Raw genomic sequence first — 15,383 nt, forward strand, 5'->3', positions numbered from 1 at the left:
GTAATTAATCGATTATGTTGCCTTACTGGATTCTGTTTTCAATCCCCGCCTTTGCCATGCTGGCGCCTTCGATGCTTCGCCCGCAAAGCCAGCGCGTTGTGCTGTGGTTTGTGGGTGGTGTGTTTGCCCTGGCGATTGGTTTGCGATTTCAGGTGGGAGGAGATTGGGGAACTTATCTACACCACTTTAATAAAAGCGCATTCTTGTCTTTTTTAGATGTTTTCCAAGGAGGTGATCCAGGCTATTACTTGGTGAATTGGCTAGTGTGGAACCTAGGTGGAAATATTTACTGGGTTAACCTGATTTGCGGCGCCGTCGTGATGGCAGGGGTGATCCGCTTCTCGTTGCGCCAGCCGCTACCTTGGTTGGCCGTTCTGGTCGCTGTACCTTATTTGTTAGTGGTGGTGGCGATGGGTTATACGCGCCAAGCTACAGCACTGGGATTTATGATGCTGGGGCTTGTCGCTCTTGGTGATAAAAATCTGCGTTGGTTTGTGATTTGGGTGTTGGTTGGGGCGGCTTTTCATAAGTCGGCGGTGTTGATGATTCCTGTCGCGGCTTTGGCTTCCGGTGGCAACCGCTGGTGGACCGGGTTCTGGGTTGGTCTGATGGCGCTGTTGGGCGGCTATCTGTTTTTGTTCGATTCAGTGGATGCGCTTTGGGAAAACTACGTTGAAGCAGATTACCAATCCGCCGGCGGCTTGATTCGGGTCTTGATGAACTCAGTACCTGCATTTTTGTTTTTATTACTGAATAAACGTATGCAGCTAACCTCGGCAGAGCAGCGCTTGTGGTGGTGGATTTCGGTGCTGTGCTTGGTGTGTATTCCTCTGGTGGTGCTGTCATCGACCGCAACGGATCGTGTGGCGCTCTATCTGATTCCCGTTCAGTTGTTTGTTTTCTCCCGCTTGCACCAAATTACCGACGATGCTTTCTGGCGCTCTATGATTGTGTTGGGCGTGGTGTGTTATTACGGGCTGGTGCAGTTTGTGTGGCTAAATTATGCCGTTCATGCGAATTACTGGCTTCCTTATCAACTGATTTGGTTGGTTGATCAGCCGATTTATTGATGTCGACATGAGCTGGGAAGGGGACGGATTTAAAATCCGTCCTCTAAGTGGGGACAGATTTCAAATCTGTCCCCGGTTTTACGTTCCCAGTTCAGCACTGATATTTTCTCTTCCTTCCTCTTTAAGTCTATCTTTATGTCTCATCTGAACGCTGTTCCGGAACCATCCCGGGGCCTAGTGGTGCTTGTGTCTAACACCTCCTGGTACCTATATAACTTTCGCCGCGGAACCATCTGTGCGTTGCGGGCAGCGGGTTTTTCTGTGGTGGCGTTGTCGCCTACCGATCCGTTCTCTCAGCGTTTGGAAGATGAGTTGGGCGTTCGCCATCAGCATCTGAATCTGGACGGCAAAGGCACCAGCGTGTTGGGGGAAGGGCGCAGCTTTGTTGGGCTAGCCCTGACGCTGCGCCGTATGAAGCCGGCGTTTGTGTTCAATTTCACCGTTAAGGCCAATATCTATTCTGGCCTGGCGTGCCGCGCTTTGGGCATTGCTTACGCTAACAATGTATCGGGCTTGGGTACCGCGTTTCTTCACGACAGCTGGCTGTTTCGCCGGGTGCGAGCGCTTTACGGCTTTGCCAATCGCGGCGCCCGGCGGGTGTTTTTTCAGAATCAGGAAGACCACCGTCTGTTTCACGCCCATGGGTTGTTAAAGGCCACGCCAACCACCGTGTTGCCGGGCTCTGGTATGGATTTGACCCGCTTTGCGTTTTCACCCTTGCCGGATGGCCCGCTGACCTTTGTGATGGTGGCCCGCTTACTGGGTGATAAGGGCGTGCGTGAATACGCCAGTGCCGCCGCGCAGGTGCGCAAGGCTCATCCGGATGTTCGTTGCCTGTTAGTGGGCCCGCTGGGCATTTCCAACCGCACTGCCATCACCGCCGACGAAGTGACCGCTTGGGTCAACGCCGGCCAGCTGGAATACGCCGGTGAAACCGACGACATACAGCCGTTTATTCGCCAAGCCCACGTGTTGGTGTTGCCGTCCTATCGCGAGGGCATGCCGCGCACGGTATTGGAAGCCGCTGCCATGGGCCGCCCGGCGATAGTGTCGGACGTGCCCGGTTGCCGCCATGCCATACGCGCAGATGAAACCGGCTGGCTGTGCGAGGTGCGCAATGCTGATTCTTTGGCGCAACAGATGCTGATCGCTGTAAAGCGCCCCCGCGAACAATTAGCCGAGGCCGGAATAGAGGCGCGGGCGTTGATGGAAGCCGAGTTTGATGAAGCCATTGTGATACGGGCGTATGTGTCCTGCCTGGACGCCGTTGGCGAACCTGTTCTTTAACAATTGGAGAAGTGTGATGTCGCAAACCATAGCTGTAATTGGCCTGGGTTACGTCGGTCTGCCGTTGGCCGCCGCGTTTGGAATGAAGCGCCGGGTGATCGGTTTTGATATCAACGCCACCCGCGTACAACAGCTGCGCGACGGTGTGGATGTTACCCAGGAAGTCTCCAGCGAAGAGCTGGCGGAGGTGTCGCAGTTATCCTTCACCACTGAGTTGGAAGACTTGCGTGAGTGCTCGGTGTTCATCATCACCGTGCCCACGCCCATCGACCAGTTCAAAGCCCCGGATTTAACGCCGCTGATCAAAGCCAGTGAAACCGTGGGCCAGGTGTTAAAAGCCGGCGACATTGTAATTTACGAATCCACGGTTTACCCCGGTGCAACAGAAGAAGTGTGCGTGCCGATACTGGCGCGAGTTTCTGGCTTAGTATTTAACAAGGATTTCTTTGCCGGTTACAGCCCGGAGCGCATCAACCCGGGTGACAAAGAACACCGGGTAACCACCATCAAGAAAGTCACTGCCGGCTCTACGCCCGAGATTGCCGACATCGTAGACCAACTGTATGCCGGTGTGATCACCGCTGGTACTTTCAAAGCCAGCTCTATTCGCGTGGCCGAAGCCGCCAAGGTGATTGAAAACACCCAGCGGGATGTGAACATCGCGCTGATGAACGAACTGGCGATGATCTTCAAGCGCATGAACATCGACACCCACGAAGTACTGGCCGCCGCCGGCACCAAGTGGAACTTCCTGCCGTTTAAACCTGGCCTGGTGGGTGGGCACTGTATTGGGGTAGACCCCTACTACCTGACCCACAAAGCCCAGGCTGTAGGTTACCACCCCGAAATCATCCTGGCCGGGCGCCGCATCAACGACGGCATGGCCGCCTACTCCGCCGCTGAATTAGTCAAAGCCATGATCCGCAACCGCCAAACCATCTCCGGCTCCCGCGTGTTGATCATGGGCCTGACCTTCAAAGAAAACTGCCCAGACCTGCGCAACACCAAAGTGGTGGACCTAATCAAAGAGCTGGGTGAATTCGGCTGCCAGGTAGACGTCACCGACAGCTGGGCCAGCAGTGCCGAAGCTGAACGGGAATATGGGCTGAGTTTGGTGGAACAGCCGCAGCCTGGGACCTATAACGCATTGGTGATTGCGGTGGCGCATAAGCAATACACCTGCCTTGCGGAAGCAGACTTCCGCGCGCTGCTGCAGCCGGGTGGGGTGTTGTTTGATTTGAAGGGAGTGTTGGCGTTGGGGTGTTCGGATTTGCGGTTGTAGGAAAGGGGACGGATTTGAAATCCGTCCCCGGTCTCGCGGTTATGCAGGGGGACAGATTTGAAATCTGTCCCCGTTTTAGCCATCCCTAGTTTGCCACAACACCCAATCCATCGCCTTCTCCTATGCATGATCTGTACGTGGTAAAGTAAATTGCCGCTTGATAAGGAGATCACATGGCCACGAATCATCACGACACCGGTTACAAGGAGCTGTTCAGCTATCCGGAATTTGTCCAGCAGTTGGTTGAAGGCTTTGCGCCGACTGAGATTGCGCAGCTGATGGACTTTAGTACGCTCAAGAACCACAGTGGCAACTATATTACGCCGCTGTTCGAGGAAAAATTCGAAGACGTTGTCTGGTCGGTGGAGGTGACTTGGGAAGGCGTTACCCAGCAGATTTTTCTCTATATCCTGCTGGAGTTCCAATCCAAAGTGGACAGCGCCATGCCGCTTCGTTTGATGCACTATGTTGCGTGTTTTTACGATCATTTGCTAAAAAACCGGGAAACAGCGCTCAGCAAAGGCCTGCCACCGGTTTTCCCGATGGTTTTGTACAACGGTTCCCAGCGCTGGTCAGCCCGTCAGGATATTTACGACATGGTGCAGCCGGAACCACCGGAGTTCCTGCGAGCGTATCAGCCGCACCTTCGCTATTATCTGATTGACGAAGGGCGCTGTACTGATGAAGAATTGATCAATAAGAAAACGCTGCTAAGTGGCGTCTTCGGTGTTGAAAACGCCGGCCACAGCTGGGAAGCCCTGCAGCAGGCGGTGGATCGAGTTGTTAAGATCATTGAAGCCGATCCGAACAAAGAGCGGGTGGACAGAATCATCACCCGCTGGATCAAGCGCCACTTGAGCCGCTTGGGCGCAGAAGTAGGGTTAGAGCGGCTAAATAGTCTGGTGGAGGACAGAGATATGTTGGCAGAGAACTTGGAGAATCTGGTTAAGAAAGAGCGATTAGAGGGGATACAGGAAGGTCTTCAGACAGGTCGTAATGAAGGTCGTCAGGAAGGGGGTGAAGCAGTGAAGCAGGAAGTAGCTCGTAACTTGATTGCACGAACAGAAATGAATGACCAAATGATCGCAGAGGTTGCCGGTCTTGAGGTGGCTGAAGTGAGTGATATGCGCTCGCAGGTTAAGCACTGATTCAGAGTGATGGATCGCCAGATATGAAAAAGTCAGCCCGCGGGCTGTTTTTTGTATTTTGGGGCTGTGTGTTGAGGCTCAAACCGGGGACGGATTTCAAATCTGTCCCTGGTTGCTACTTTAAAAAGGAAAACTGATGAAATTCTCTGCTTCCCGATTGAAGAGCTATGACTTATTCGTAACACATGAGATTGTGTTGGTGTCTGGTAGGCCTGTTTTTAAGCGAGTAAAAAAGTCAAAAAGTTCCGAGAGCCCAAGCGTCTATGTTTGGGCCTCTTTACGTCGGGATGCTGATGAGTATGAAGTTTTATACGTTGGCAAAGCGGGTAAAGGCATTGATCAGCGCTGTTCACAGCACCAGGGTGGTTTTACAAACAGCGGTACGGGCAGAAAAAATGCGGAAGCTTTAAAAGCCATTCTAGACGTTGAGGGTGCAGAAATTCATGTTTTTTCACGCGAGTCCAAAACGACTGAAATATTTGGTCAAAAAATTTCGCTTTACTCTGTAGAAGAAGATGCGTTGTGTGCGGTGTTAAACCCAAGGCTTAATCGCGCGGGTTTCCCTGTAGTGGGTGAAGTAACGGTCACGGCAGCTCTTTTAGAGGCTGAAGCCGCTGAAATGTCCGCCATCTACGCAATCAAGGGCCTTATCGATCGTCGATTTGTTGAGCATGAGCAAGGCGCACTTGATGACATGATGGCTCAGATTGAAAGCTACGATTCTGTGCGTCAAAATACGTTGTTGGATATTCTAAAATCTATTGAAACGCAGATACTCTTTGTAGGCCATGGTTCAAAGCTCGTCAGAGGATATTCCAGCCAATTAGAAGGCCTAAACGGCATTACGCTTTTGGGGTATGGTTTTATTGATGGCAATGGCCGAATGCTTCCGGGCAAGTGGGTAGCGCGGGTATTTTTTGCCGAAGAACCGAGGATAGTTTTCCCGATCACAAAGTTGTGTGTGGGAGCACGTGACCTCGTTGAGTCGAATGAAAGAACATTTTCGCCGTTGAATATCGCAGAGTTTTTAGATGATCCCAAAAAGTTCTTGCGGTTGGAGGCTTAGAGCAACAAAGCAAATACGGTAAACGCCAAGCAGCTCACATGCTAGGCCAACTGGTGGCGAGTGGCTTGGTAAGGGAATGAAGCGCCGTGTAATCGGTTTTGATATCAACACTACCCGCGTACAACAGCTGCGCGACGGTGTGGATGTGACCCAGGAAGTCTCCCTCGAAGAACTGGCGGAGGTGTCGCAATTATCGTTCACCACTGAGTTGGAAGGCTTGTGTGAGTGCTCGGTGTTCATCATCACCGTGCCCACGCCCATTGACGAATTCAAAGCCCCGGATTTAACGCCGCTGATCAAAGCCAGTAAAACCGTGGGCCAGGTATTAAAAGCCGGCGACATCGTGATAGGGGACGGATTTCAAATCCGTCCCCGGTTTGCCAGCTCCATTCGCGTGGCCGAAGCCGCCAAGGTGATAGAGAACACCCAGCGGGATGTGAACATTGCGCTGATGAACGAACTGGCGATGATTTTCCGGCGCATGAACATCGACACCCACGAAGTACTGGCCGCGGCCGGCACCAAGTGGAACTTCCTGCCGTTTAAACCTGGCCTGGTGGGTGGGCACTGTATTGGGGTAGACCCGTACTATTTGACGCACAAGGCGCAAGCCATTGGCTACCACCCGGAAATCATCCTGGCCGGTCGCCGGGTGAACGATGGCATGGGGCCGCACGTCGCCGCTGAGCTGGTTAAAAAGATGATCAAAGCGGGCCACACCGTCGCCCACGCCCGGGTGTTGGTGTTGGGTTTCACCTTCAAGGAGAACTGCCCGGATTTGCGCAATACCCGGGTGATTGACGTGGTGCGGGAGCTGAAAGAGTTTGGCTGTTCGGTGGATGTGTCAGACCCGTGGGTAAGCAGTGAAGAAACCGAGCGCGAGTACGGCGTTGCGCTGACTGAGGCTGCGAGCAATGGGGACTACGATGCGCTGATACTGGCGGTGCCTCACCGCGAGTACCTGGGTATGACGACTGGCGATTTCCGCGCTTATCTGAAACAGGGCGGCGTTCTGTTTGACCTTAAGGGCGTGTTGCCATTGGGCGCGGCGGATTTGAGGTTGTAGCGGGAAGGGGACGGATTTGAAATCTGTCCCCGGTTTAGGCACAACGTAAAAGGACAGATTTTCAATCTTTGTCTGTGTTGCCAAAAAGCGTGTCGGCGTCAACTATTCTGTCCGGTCGGCTGCACAAGGAAAGAGAGCCGAGTTTCAAGCGCAGACTGCGTTTTACCCGATGCCTTGTCTGTTCAAACTTCTCCACACAAAGCACACTTTTTTTACAGAACCGGAGGGATGTCGAACTTTTTCTACACCGTTGTGACAGAAGTGGTTAGGCGCAAGCCAATATAGAATATAAGTGAAAGCTTTGTTTCAAATAGTTGCATTATACCCAGTATTCTGAAAAAATGCTTTCGTTGTATGGGGCTTTTCATTGCTCTATACCCTTTGTGAAACGTTTCTTGCAAAATTAAGATGAATTGAGCATTTTCTGAAAAATATTTTTCAGTTGGAGCAGCTATGGATCCTTACGCGCTATCAGACGATGCCTGGTGTAAAGAAATAGGAAGCCGGCTCGATCTGCTCCGCCAGTCGCGGGGGATGAGTCGTGAGTACCTCGGCTCGGAGATGGGCGTCAGCCAGCCCACCTTGCGCAAGCTTCTTGACGAAGGCGCCGGTAAGCTCTCTTATCTGGTCGCGGCTCTTCGGACCATGGAGGCGATGGATAAGCTGGAACTCTTTATTGCTCCGGAGCCGATAAACCCGGCGGTTTTATGGCGCGGAATCCGCAAAGATCTCAGTGTTTCCGCAAGAGGTCGTTCGTCGTCGGTTTATGTAAAGCAGCGGAGATTCGAGGAAGAAGAATCCTCTGAGCCGACAAAACTCCCAAAAGACCGCAGTAAGGACAAACTCGAATGGTAGTGCGTAAGCGTCACCGCTCAGGCCTTGACCCAGAAGACACCGCAGAGGTCATGCTCTGGGGGAAGGCTGTTGGTGCACTCATGTACGACCGCCAACAAGGCGTTTATCGCTTTGGTTACGATCCTGACTGGCACAGCCATGGCTTGGACATTGCGCCTCTTACAATGCCTCTTAATGGCCTTCGTAGCGTCTTCGAGTTCACCTCCCTGAACCCGGAGACTTACAAGGGCCTGCCCGGCTGCTTTGCCGACACCCTGCCCGACGATTTCGGCAACGCCGTTATTAACGCCTGGATCGCTCGCCAGGGTCGTGATCCTAAGAACTTCTCAGCCGTTGAGCGGCTTCTGTACACCGGCACCCGAGGCATGGGAGCGCTGGAGTTTCTGCCTGTCATGTTCGGCGCTAATACCGGCTCAAGTGAGTCTCTTGAGCTTGATACCCTAGTCAGGACGGCTCAAAAGGTTCTTGATGAACGAGCTCGGGCCGGCGGCGAAATCGCTCCGGAAAACAACAGCGGGATTGGGTCCATCTTTCAGGTAGGCTCCTCCGCCGGTGGCGCCCGCCCCAAAGCCGTCGTTGCTCTCAATAAAAACCGAACCGATATCCGTTCAGGCCAGATGGATGCCCCCGTGGGCTATGAACACTACCTTCTCAAATTTGATGGAGTGACCGAACACCGCTCAGGCAGTGAGATCTTTGGCGATCCCATGGGCTTCGGCCTAATGGAGTACACTTACTACCAGATGGCGACCTTGGCCGGCATCCGCATGGAGCCTTCTGAGATTCTCCTGGACGGGCCCCGGGCGCACTTTCTGACCCGCCGGTTTGACCGTAAGGGCAATGACAAGATCCACATGCAAACGCTCTGTGCTATGGCTCATGCGGACTACAAGAAGCCTGGGCAGTTCAGTTACGAGGAATTGTTTCAGGTGGCTCGCCGCTTGCGGCTCTCTAGGGTCGAGGCATTAGAGCTGTATCGCCGGATGGTGTTCAACGTTGTTGCCCGTAACCAGGACGACCACACCAAGAACTTCTCGTTCCTCATGAGCAAAGAGGGAGTCTGGTCTTTGGCACCGGCTTATGACATTGCTTACAGCTATCGACCGGGGTCTTTCTGGGTCGAGCAGCACAACATCTCTCTCAACGGCCGGCGTTCGGAGTTTACACAGGCGGACTTGCTGGCGGTGGCCTCTCAGATTGGCAACTTCCCCGTGAGCGATGCACTGGAGATTATCCGAGAATGTACCCATGCAGTCTCTCAATGGCGACCCCTGGCCTCCAGGAACAACGTTCCCAAGTCACTGATCGATGAGATTGAGGGAAATCTTCGACTCGATCTTTAAAGGCTTTGCGCCGACTGAGATTGCGCAGCTGATGAATTTTAGTACCCTCAAGAACCACAGTGGCAACTACGTGTGTTTTGACGCTGAGGTAGACGCCTAAACCGGGGACGGATTTGAAATCTTTCCCCAGACTGGGACTGAGGGGACTAAAATCCATTGTGGTTATGCCGCTGAGAACCTCGCGAGAGTGCGTCATATCGCGTTGAATTATCTAAAAGGTGAAACGAATTTTAAAGGCGGCATCCGGCGCAAACAGAAGCAAGCGGCACTGGATGAAAACTACCTTGCCGCGATTCTCGCGGCGTGAAATGTTTCATGCGTTTTCCCTAGTGTTTCGAGCGATGTTATGCAGTGGCCTGATTGGTTGATGTTCTTGTTTTTTTTGCGGTATTTTTTGGTTATAGCTGGGCGTTAGGGCGTGTTTGGCGGTTGTTGGTGATACTTCAGAGTACGAGTACGGTGGGGTAACAACACTAATTTAGTTATGTAGGGCGTAAATAGATGGATTGTATGGCTTATTTTGATGTGTTTAATGGGGACGCCGACGGTATCTGTGCCTTGATTCAGTGGCGCCTGGCGAAGCCGGTGGAGAGTACGCTGATTACAGGCGTTAAGCGGGATATAGCTCTGGCGAAGAGAGTGCCTTTAAGTGGCATGGCGAGAGTTAACATTTTTGATATCAGCCTTGATAAGAACCGTGAGGCTGTTGATGCACTGCTCGATGCTGGAGGCTCAGTGTTCTACGTAGACCATCACTTCCCCGGCGAATCCTTACCGACCGCCCCTGGTTTTACCTCGCTGATTGATACCCATCCTACTACTTGCACCAGTTTGCTTATAGACGAGCACTTGGGTGGCCGTTTTCACAACTGGGCTATTACTGCTGCGTTTGGCGATAATTTGAACGCTGTGGCTGAAGGCTTGGCAGAAGGGGCTGGGCTGTCTGTAGAGCAGACCGAGTCCCTGAAAACGCTCGGAGTGTGCATTAACTACAACGGCTACGGCAACACAGTGGACGACCTGCACTTCCATCCCGCGGATCTTTACCGTGAATTTGTAAAATTTTCGGACCCGCTCGAACTGATCGCTTCCCAGCCGCCGGCCTGGCAGAAACTGCGTGACGGCTATAAGGCCGACATGGCCAGTGGCCTTGCGGCCCCGGTGCTCACTGAGAACAATAGCTCGCTGGTGGTAAAACTCCCGGACGAGCCCTGGGCCCGCCGGGTGAGTGGTGTGTTGGGCAATGAGTTGGCAAACCGCAACCCGGATAAAGCCTGCGGCATTGTTACCGAAAGCGCCAACGGCGGTTATCTGGTGAGTATTCGTGCCCCGTTGAATAACCGCACCGGCGCCGATGAGCTGGCACGCAAGTTTCCAACGGGGGGCGGTCGAAAGGCGGCGGCCGGGATTAATGAATTACCGGCTGAACACTTGGAAACATTTTTAAGTGTAATGGCGAACTTCTGGAATTAAGACCCTCTCCCGCGAGCGGATATAAGGTTTCAACTTTTGTTATACGGGCAATCACTATGACGTCAACCCCCCCTAAGAAAACCCACCTCAAACAGCTTGAGGCCGAGTCGATCCACATCATCCGCGAAGTGGCGGCCGAATTTGATAACCCGGTGATGCTGTATTCCGTTGGCAAAGATTCAGCGGTCATGCTGCACCTGGCGATAAAGGCCTTCGCCCCGGGTAAACTGCCGTTTCCACTGATGCACATAGACACCACGTGGAAGTTCCGCGAGATGATCAAATTCCGGGACGAACTGGCACAGCGACTGGGCTTGAAGTTGATTGTGCACACCAATCAGGAAGGCGTAGCGCAAGGTGTGGGGCCATTTACCCATGGCAGCGCCAAACATACCGATGTGATGAAGACTCAGGCGCTCAAACAGGCGCTGGAAAAGCACGGGTTTGATGCCGCTTTCGGCGGTGCTCGCCGCGATGAAGAAAAATCCCGTGCCAAGGAGCGAGTCTATTCGTTCCGGGATAAGTTCCACCGGTGGGATCCCAAAAACCAGCGCCCAGAACTTTGGAACCTGTATAACGGCAAGGTCAACAAAGGCGAAAGCATTCGCGTATTCCCTTTGTCTAACTGGACCGAGCTGGATATCTGGCAATATATCTACCTGGAGAACATCGATATTGTCCCGCTGTACCTGGCTGCCAAGCGCCCGGTTGTTGAGCGTGACGGCACTCTGATTATGGTAGACGACGACAGAATGCCCATGGCACCCGGTGAAACCCCGGAGATGAAGATGGTTCGCTTCCGCACTCTGGGCTGCTACCCACTGACCGGCGCCGTAGAATCTGATGCGACCACCCTGCCGGAGATTATTCAGGAGATGCTTCTGACCAAAACATCGGAACGCCAGGGCCGTGTGATTGACCACGATTCTTCGGCGTCCATGGAGCAAAAAAAACGCGAAGGGTACTTCTAAGGAGCTGTTATGTCACACGCATCTGAATTGATTGAATCCGACATCCTCGCGTACCTGGATCAACACGAGAACAAAGACCTGCTGCGTTTTCTGACCTGCGGCAGCGTAGACGATGGCAAGTCGACGCTAATCGGTCGTCTGTTGTTCGATTCCAAACTGATTTTTGAAGATCACCTTGCCTCACTTCACAAAGACAATGAACGCCAAGGCAATGCCGGTGAAGCGCTTGATTTGGCGTTGCTGGTAGACGGTCTTGCGTCAGAGCGCGAGCAAGGTATTACCATTGATGTCGCCTATCGGTATTTTTCCACCGACAAGCGCAAGTTCATTATTGGTGACTGCCCGGGGCACGAGCAATACACCCGTAATATGGTAACGGGAGCATCCACCTGTGATCTCGCCGTGGTGATTATTGATGCTCGTAAAGGGGTGCTTACTCAATCCCGCCGGCACAGCTTCATTGTCAGTCTGCTGGGCCTGAAGCACATCGTTGTCGCCATCAATAAGATGGATCTGGTGGATTACTCCGAAGACGTGTTCCATAAAATCCGCGCCGAGTACGAGAAACTCGCGGCACAACTGGGCCTGAAAGACGTTTACTACGTGCCCATCTCTGCCCTGAACGGGGATAACGTGGTTAATCGGAGCGAAGGCATGCCCTGGTATCACGGCGAGACGTTGATGAACATTCTGGAGCAGGTAGAGCTGCGTGAAGACCACAACGTAACCGACTTGCGTTTCCCTGTGCAGTATGTAAACCGCCCTAACCTCAATTTCCGTGGCTACTGCGGCACCGTGGCCAGTGGTGTGGTGCATAAAGGTGACGTATTAGCCGTATTGCCCTCGGGCAGGAGCTCCCGAGTAAAGAGCATTCAAACTTATGAAGGCGAAATTGAGATTGCATGGCCGGGTGATGCGATCACCCTCACTCTGGAAGATGAAATCGATATTTCCCGGGGTGATTTGCTGGTACACGCCGGTCAGGAACCTGCCATGGGCGAGCGCTTTGCCGCCCATTTGGTCTGGATGAACGAGAGAGCGCTGGTGCCGGGGCGTGAATACGGAATAAAAATAGGCACCAAAGTGACCAGTTGTTTCGTCAATGAGGTGCTGGAGGAAGTCGACATAAACACGCTTGAGCGCCATAAGCAGATTGCCGGCGGGTTGGAGTTGAACGCCATCGGCTTGTGTGATTTGCAGTTGACGGAGCCGGTGGTGATGGAAAACTACCAGAGCCATCCGGGCACCGGCGCTTTCATCCTGATTGACCGGCTTACCAACGTAACCGTAGCAGCGGGTATGGTGGAGCGTGCGTTGGATGGCGCGGGTGACTTATCAGCGCGGGAGTATAATGAAGCAGAGCGTAACCTCAACAGTTTCATCCGTGAAAACTACCCCGAGTGGGCCTGTAAATCTGTTTGATTCAAGAGGGATTCTGTTTTGGCAGACGATATTGTTTGGCACGATCACAAAGTGGTCCGTTCTCAGCGCGCCGAGAACAAGAACCAAAAGCCTTGCTTGCTGTGGTTTACGGGGTTGAGCGGCTCTGGCAAGTCCACCATTGCCAATGCGCTGGACGTGGCATTGCATAACCGGGGTTATCATACGTTTTTGCTGGATGGGGACAACGTTCGCCACGGCTTGTGCAAAGATTTGGCCTTTTCAGACCACGACCGGGAAGAAAACATTCGCCGGGTGGGCGAGGTGTGTAAGTTGTTTGCAGACGCTGGCCTGATTGTCATGAGTGCGTTCATCTCGCCCTTCACCAGTGATCGGCGCTTGGTGCGTAAGCTTTTCCCGGCGGGTGAGTTTATCGAGGTGTTCATGAATACACCTATCGAGACCTGCGAATCCCGTGATCCAAAGGGGCTGTATCAAAAAGCACGTTCTGGTCAAATCAAGGACTTTACCGGTATCAATTCCCCCTACGAACGGCCTCCCCATCCGGAGCTATGCCTGGACACATCTCGCATGTCAGTCGTTGATTGCGTGGAAGGTCTTATCGCCTACCTGCTTGAGCGGGAAATGATAGCCCGCAAGGATTAGTTCCATGGAGTGGCAAGGCATCGTTACTTTGATAACACTGTTTTCGGTGTTGTCGGCTCTGGCGCTTACTCGTGTTTCTGCCGACCTGGTTCTGATGGCAGCTTTGGCGTTTTTGTTGATAACAGGCATTCTGGGGCCGGCGGAGGCGTTGGCAGGCTTCGGCAATCCCGGGGTGATTACAATTGCCACGTTGTATGTGGTGGCTGCCGGGCTTAAAGAAACGGGCGCCGTGCAGTGGATTGCGCGCCTGCTGCTGGGCCACCCTAAAACGGAAAAAGGGGCGCAACTGAGGATGATTTTGCCGACGGGTATTCTCAGTGGTTTTATGAATAACACCGCCGTGGTGGCAATGTTCATTCCCGCAATTCAGGCTTGGGCGCAGCGCTTAGGTATCCCTGCTTCCAAGCTGCTGCTCCCTTTGAGCTATGCGGCCATTCTTGGCGGTACCTGCACGTTGATCGGGACCAGCACCAACTTGGTTGTGGATGGCATGTTGCAGAGCAACCTTGGCATTCATTTGGGGTTGTTTGAGTTAGCCTGGGTTGGGGTTCCTTTATTTTTTGTTGGGGGCACTTTTTTAGTTCTGTTTGCTTCCCGAATTCTTCCAGACCGAGGTGGCGTTGCGGAAGAGCTCGATCTTGTGCGGGAGTACGGCGTTGAGGTTGAAGTAGTGGGTCCCGGGCCACTGGTCGGCAAGACTATCTCAGAAGCCGGTTTGCGCGCTCTGAGCTACGGCTATCTTACTGAAATTGATCGTGGTGGGCGCCTTATAACCGCTGTAGAGCCTGACCGGATGCTGCAGTCGGGCGATCGTCTTTATTTTGTGGGCGCTCCGGAATGCGCCAGTGAACTACGCCGAATTCAAGGTCTGAAACCGGCCAATGGCAGTGTTCATAAGATGGATGTGGCTAATCATCAGCGGTGCCTAGTAGAAGTCGTATTGGGGCCTGAATTCCCGGCTTTGAGTAAGACGATTCGTGATAGTCAGTTTCGTACCCGTTTCAGTGCAGTGATTCTGTCCCTGTCCCGCGACGGTAAGCGGGTACCCGGCAAGCTTGGCGATATTACCTTCCGGTTAGGGGACACTCTTTTACTTGAAGCGAGTCATCAGTTTGTAGAGCATTACCGGTTCCGTAGGGATTTTTTACTGGTTAGTGCGCTCAACGATTCAACCCCGCCGGATTTTCACAAAGCCCCCAGAGCGCTGGCAATACTTGGGCTGATGGTGCTGGCCAGTGCATCCGGTTTATTGCAGATTATGGAGGCTGCATTTCTGGCCGCTGGTGCGATGATTGTTTCAGGTTGCATCACCGCTAGCCGGGCACGGCGCAGTGTGGATCTGCCAGTACTGGTGGTGATTGCGGCGTCGTTTGCGCTGGGCAATGCAATGACCGTCACGGGCGCTGCTGCATGGGTTGCGGGCGGTCTCCTGGGGTTTGGTGAGCTAAGTCCCTGGGTTGCCCTGGCGTTGATTTATTTTCTGACAGCGGCGTTTACCGAAATGATCACCAACAATGCGGCTGCTGTATTAATGTTTCCCATAGCGTTGGCGGTTTCACAACAACTTGGCGTTAACTTTCTGCCTTACGCTGTAGCCGTAATGTTTGCCGCTTCGGCTTCTTTTATTACTCCGCTTGGTTATCAAACCAACCTTATGGTGTTCGGCCCGGGACGGTATCGTTTCGGGGATTATGTTCGTATCGGCCTTCCGCTCAGCCTGCTGGCGGGTGCGGTCGTTTTATCTTTAGTGCCTTTGTTTTGGGAGTTTTAATTTGA

Annotated in this window: 13 protein-coding genes; all 13 read left to right on the forward strand. The window is 53.1% G+C overall.

Annotated elements, in window-relative coordinates:
- Positions 1-14: 14 nt before the first annotated feature.
- Positions 15-1,070 carry an EpsG family protein gene (locus ATG98_RS14295; protein WP_098423599.1) on the forward strand — a complete coding sequence of 352 codons (1,056 nt, stop codon included), beginning with the start codon at positions 15-17 and terminating at the stop codon, positions 1,068-1,070.
- Positions 1,071-1,205: 135 nt separating this feature from the next.
- The gene (locus ATG98_RS14300) at positions 1,206-2,357 is read left to right on the forward strand and encodes a glycosyltransferase family 4 protein (protein WP_098423601.1); all 1,152 of its coding nucleotides are present in this window, start codon (positions 1,206-1,208) and stop codon (positions 2,355-2,357) included.
- Positions 2,358-2,373: 16 nt separating this feature from the next.
- On the forward strand, positions 2,374-3,639 hold the full coding sequence (gene tviB, locus ATG98_RS14305; RefSeq protein WP_098423602.1) for a Vi polysaccharide biosynthesis UDP-N-acetylglucosamine C-6 dehydrogenase TviB: 1,266 nt from the start codon (positions 2,374-2,376) through the stop codon (positions 3,637-3,639).
- A gap of 173 nt (positions 3,640-3,812) precedes the next feature.
- On the forward strand, positions 3,813-4,787 hold the full coding sequence (locus ATG98_RS14310) for an Rpn family recombination-promoting nuclease/putative transposase (protein WP_098423604.1): 975 nt from the start codon (positions 3,813-3,815) through the stop codon (positions 4,785-4,787).
- A 136-nt stretch (positions 4,788-4,923) separates the two neighbouring features.
- Positions 4,924-5,853, forward strand: a complete 930-nt coding sequence (locus tag ATG98_RS14315; RefSeq protein ID WP_098423606.1) for a hypothetical protein — start codon at positions 4,924-4,926, stop codon at positions 5,851-5,853.
- A 76-nt stretch (positions 5,854-5,929) separates the two neighbouring features.
- Positions 5,930-6,919, forward strand: a complete 990-nt coding sequence (locus ATG98_RS14320; protein ID WP_098423608.1) for a nucleotide sugar dehydrogenase — start codon at positions 5,930-5,932, stop codon at positions 6,917-6,919.
- A 453-nt stretch (positions 6,920-7,372) separates the two neighbouring features.
- On the forward strand, positions 7,373-7,774 hold the full coding sequence (locus tag ATG98_RS14325) for a helix-turn-helix domain-containing protein (RefSeq protein ID WP_098423610.1): 402 nt from the start codon (positions 7,373-7,375) through the stop codon (positions 7,772-7,774).
- Positions 7,768-9,117, forward strand: a complete 1,350-nt coding sequence (locus tag ATG98_RS14330) for a type II toxin-antitoxin system HipA family toxin (protein ID WP_179888167.1) — start codon at positions 7,768-7,770, stop codon at positions 9,115-9,117. The genes ATG98_RS14325 and ATG98_RS14330 overlap by 7 nt, the downstream gene beginning before the upstream one ends.
- Positions 9,118-9,627: 510 nt before the next feature.
- Positions 9,628-10,590, forward strand: coding sequence for a DHH family phosphoesterase (locus ATG98_RS14335; protein ID WP_098424460.1), 963 nt, complete (start codon positions 9,628-9,630; stop codon positions 10,588-10,590).
- Between the two features lie 56 nt (positions 10,591-10,646).
- Complete coding sequence (gene cysD, locus ATG98_RS14340; RefSeq protein WP_098423612.1) at positions 10,647-11,561, forward strand: sulfate adenylyltransferase subunit CysD; 915 nt, start codon at positions 10,647-10,649, stop codon at positions 11,559-11,561.
- A gap of 9 nt (positions 11,562-11,570) precedes the next feature.
- Positions 11,571-12,983, forward strand: a complete 1,413-nt coding sequence (cysN, locus tag ATG98_RS14345; RefSeq protein WP_098423614.1) for a sulfate adenylyltransferase subunit CysN — start codon at positions 11,571-11,573, stop codon at positions 12,981-12,983.
- A gap of 18 nt (positions 12,984-13,001) precedes the next feature.
- Positions 13,002-13,607, forward strand: coding sequence for an adenylyl-sulfate kinase (gene cysC, locus ATG98_RS14350; RefSeq protein WP_098423616.1), 606 nt, complete (start codon positions 13,002-13,004; stop codon positions 13,605-13,607).
- 4 nt (positions 13,608-13,611) lie between these two features.
- Complete coding sequence (locus tag ATG98_RS14355) at positions 13,612-15,378, forward strand: SLC13 family permease (protein WP_098423618.1); 1,767 nt, start codon at positions 13,612-13,614, stop codon at positions 15,376-15,378.
- Positions 15,379-15,383 lie beyond the last annotated feature (5 nt).

The organism is Marinobacter sp. LV10R520-4 (assembly GCF_002563815.1).
Classification (GTDB): Bacteria; Pseudomonadota; Gammaproteobacteria; order Pseudomonadales; family Oleiphilaceae; genus Marinobacter.

What these genes read in the sequence shown, in the direction of transcription:
- ATG98_RS14295 (WP_098423599.1), top strand. Translation starts at nt 15, where the DNA reads ATGTTGCCTTACTGGATTCTGTTTTCAATCCCCGCCTTTGCCATGCTG.
- ATG98_RS14300 (WP_098423601.1), top strand. Translation starts at nt 1,206, where the DNA reads ATGTCTCATCTGAACGCTGTTCCGGAACCATCCCGGGGCCTAGTGGTG.
- tviB (WP_098423602.1), top strand. Translation starts at nt 2,374, where the DNA reads ATGTCGCAAACCATAGCTGTAATTGGCCTGGGTTACGTCGGTCTGCCG.
- ATG98_RS14310 (WP_098423604.1), top strand. Translation starts at nt 3,813, where the DNA reads ATGGCCACGAATCATCACGACACCGGTTACAAGGAGCTGTTCAGCTAT.
- ATG98_RS14315 (WP_098423606.1), top strand. Translation starts at nt 4,924, where the DNA reads ATGAAATTCTCTGCTTCCCGATTGAAGAGCTATGACTTATTCGTAACA.
- ATG98_RS14320 (WP_098423608.1), top strand. Translation starts at nt 5,930, where the DNA reads ATGAAGCGCCGTGTAATCGGTTTTGATATCAACACTACCCGCGTACAA.
- ATG98_RS14325 (WP_098423610.1), top strand. Translation starts at nt 7,373, where the DNA reads ATGGATCCTTACGCGCTATCAGACGATGCCTGGTGTAAAGAAATAGGA.
- ATG98_RS14330 (WP_179888167.1), top strand. Translation starts at nt 7,768, where the DNA reads ATGGTAGTGCGTAAGCGTCACCGCTCAGGCCTTGACCCAGAAGACACC.
- ATG98_RS14335 (WP_098424460.1), top strand. Translation starts at nt 9,628, where the DNA reads ATGGCTTATTTTGATGTGTTTAATGGGGACGCCGACGGTATCTGTGCC.
- cysD (WP_098423612.1), top strand. Translation starts at nt 10,647, where the DNA reads ATGACGTCAACCCCCCCTAAGAAAACCCACCTCAAACAGCTTGAGGCC.
- cysN (WP_098423614.1), top strand. Translation starts at nt 11,571, where the DNA reads ATGTCACACGCATCTGAATTGATTGAATCCGACATCCTCGCGTACCTG.
- ATG98_RS14355 (WP_098423618.1), top strand. Translation starts at nt 13,612, where the DNA reads ATGGAGTGGCAAGGCATCGTTACTTTGATAACACTGTTTTCGGTGTTG.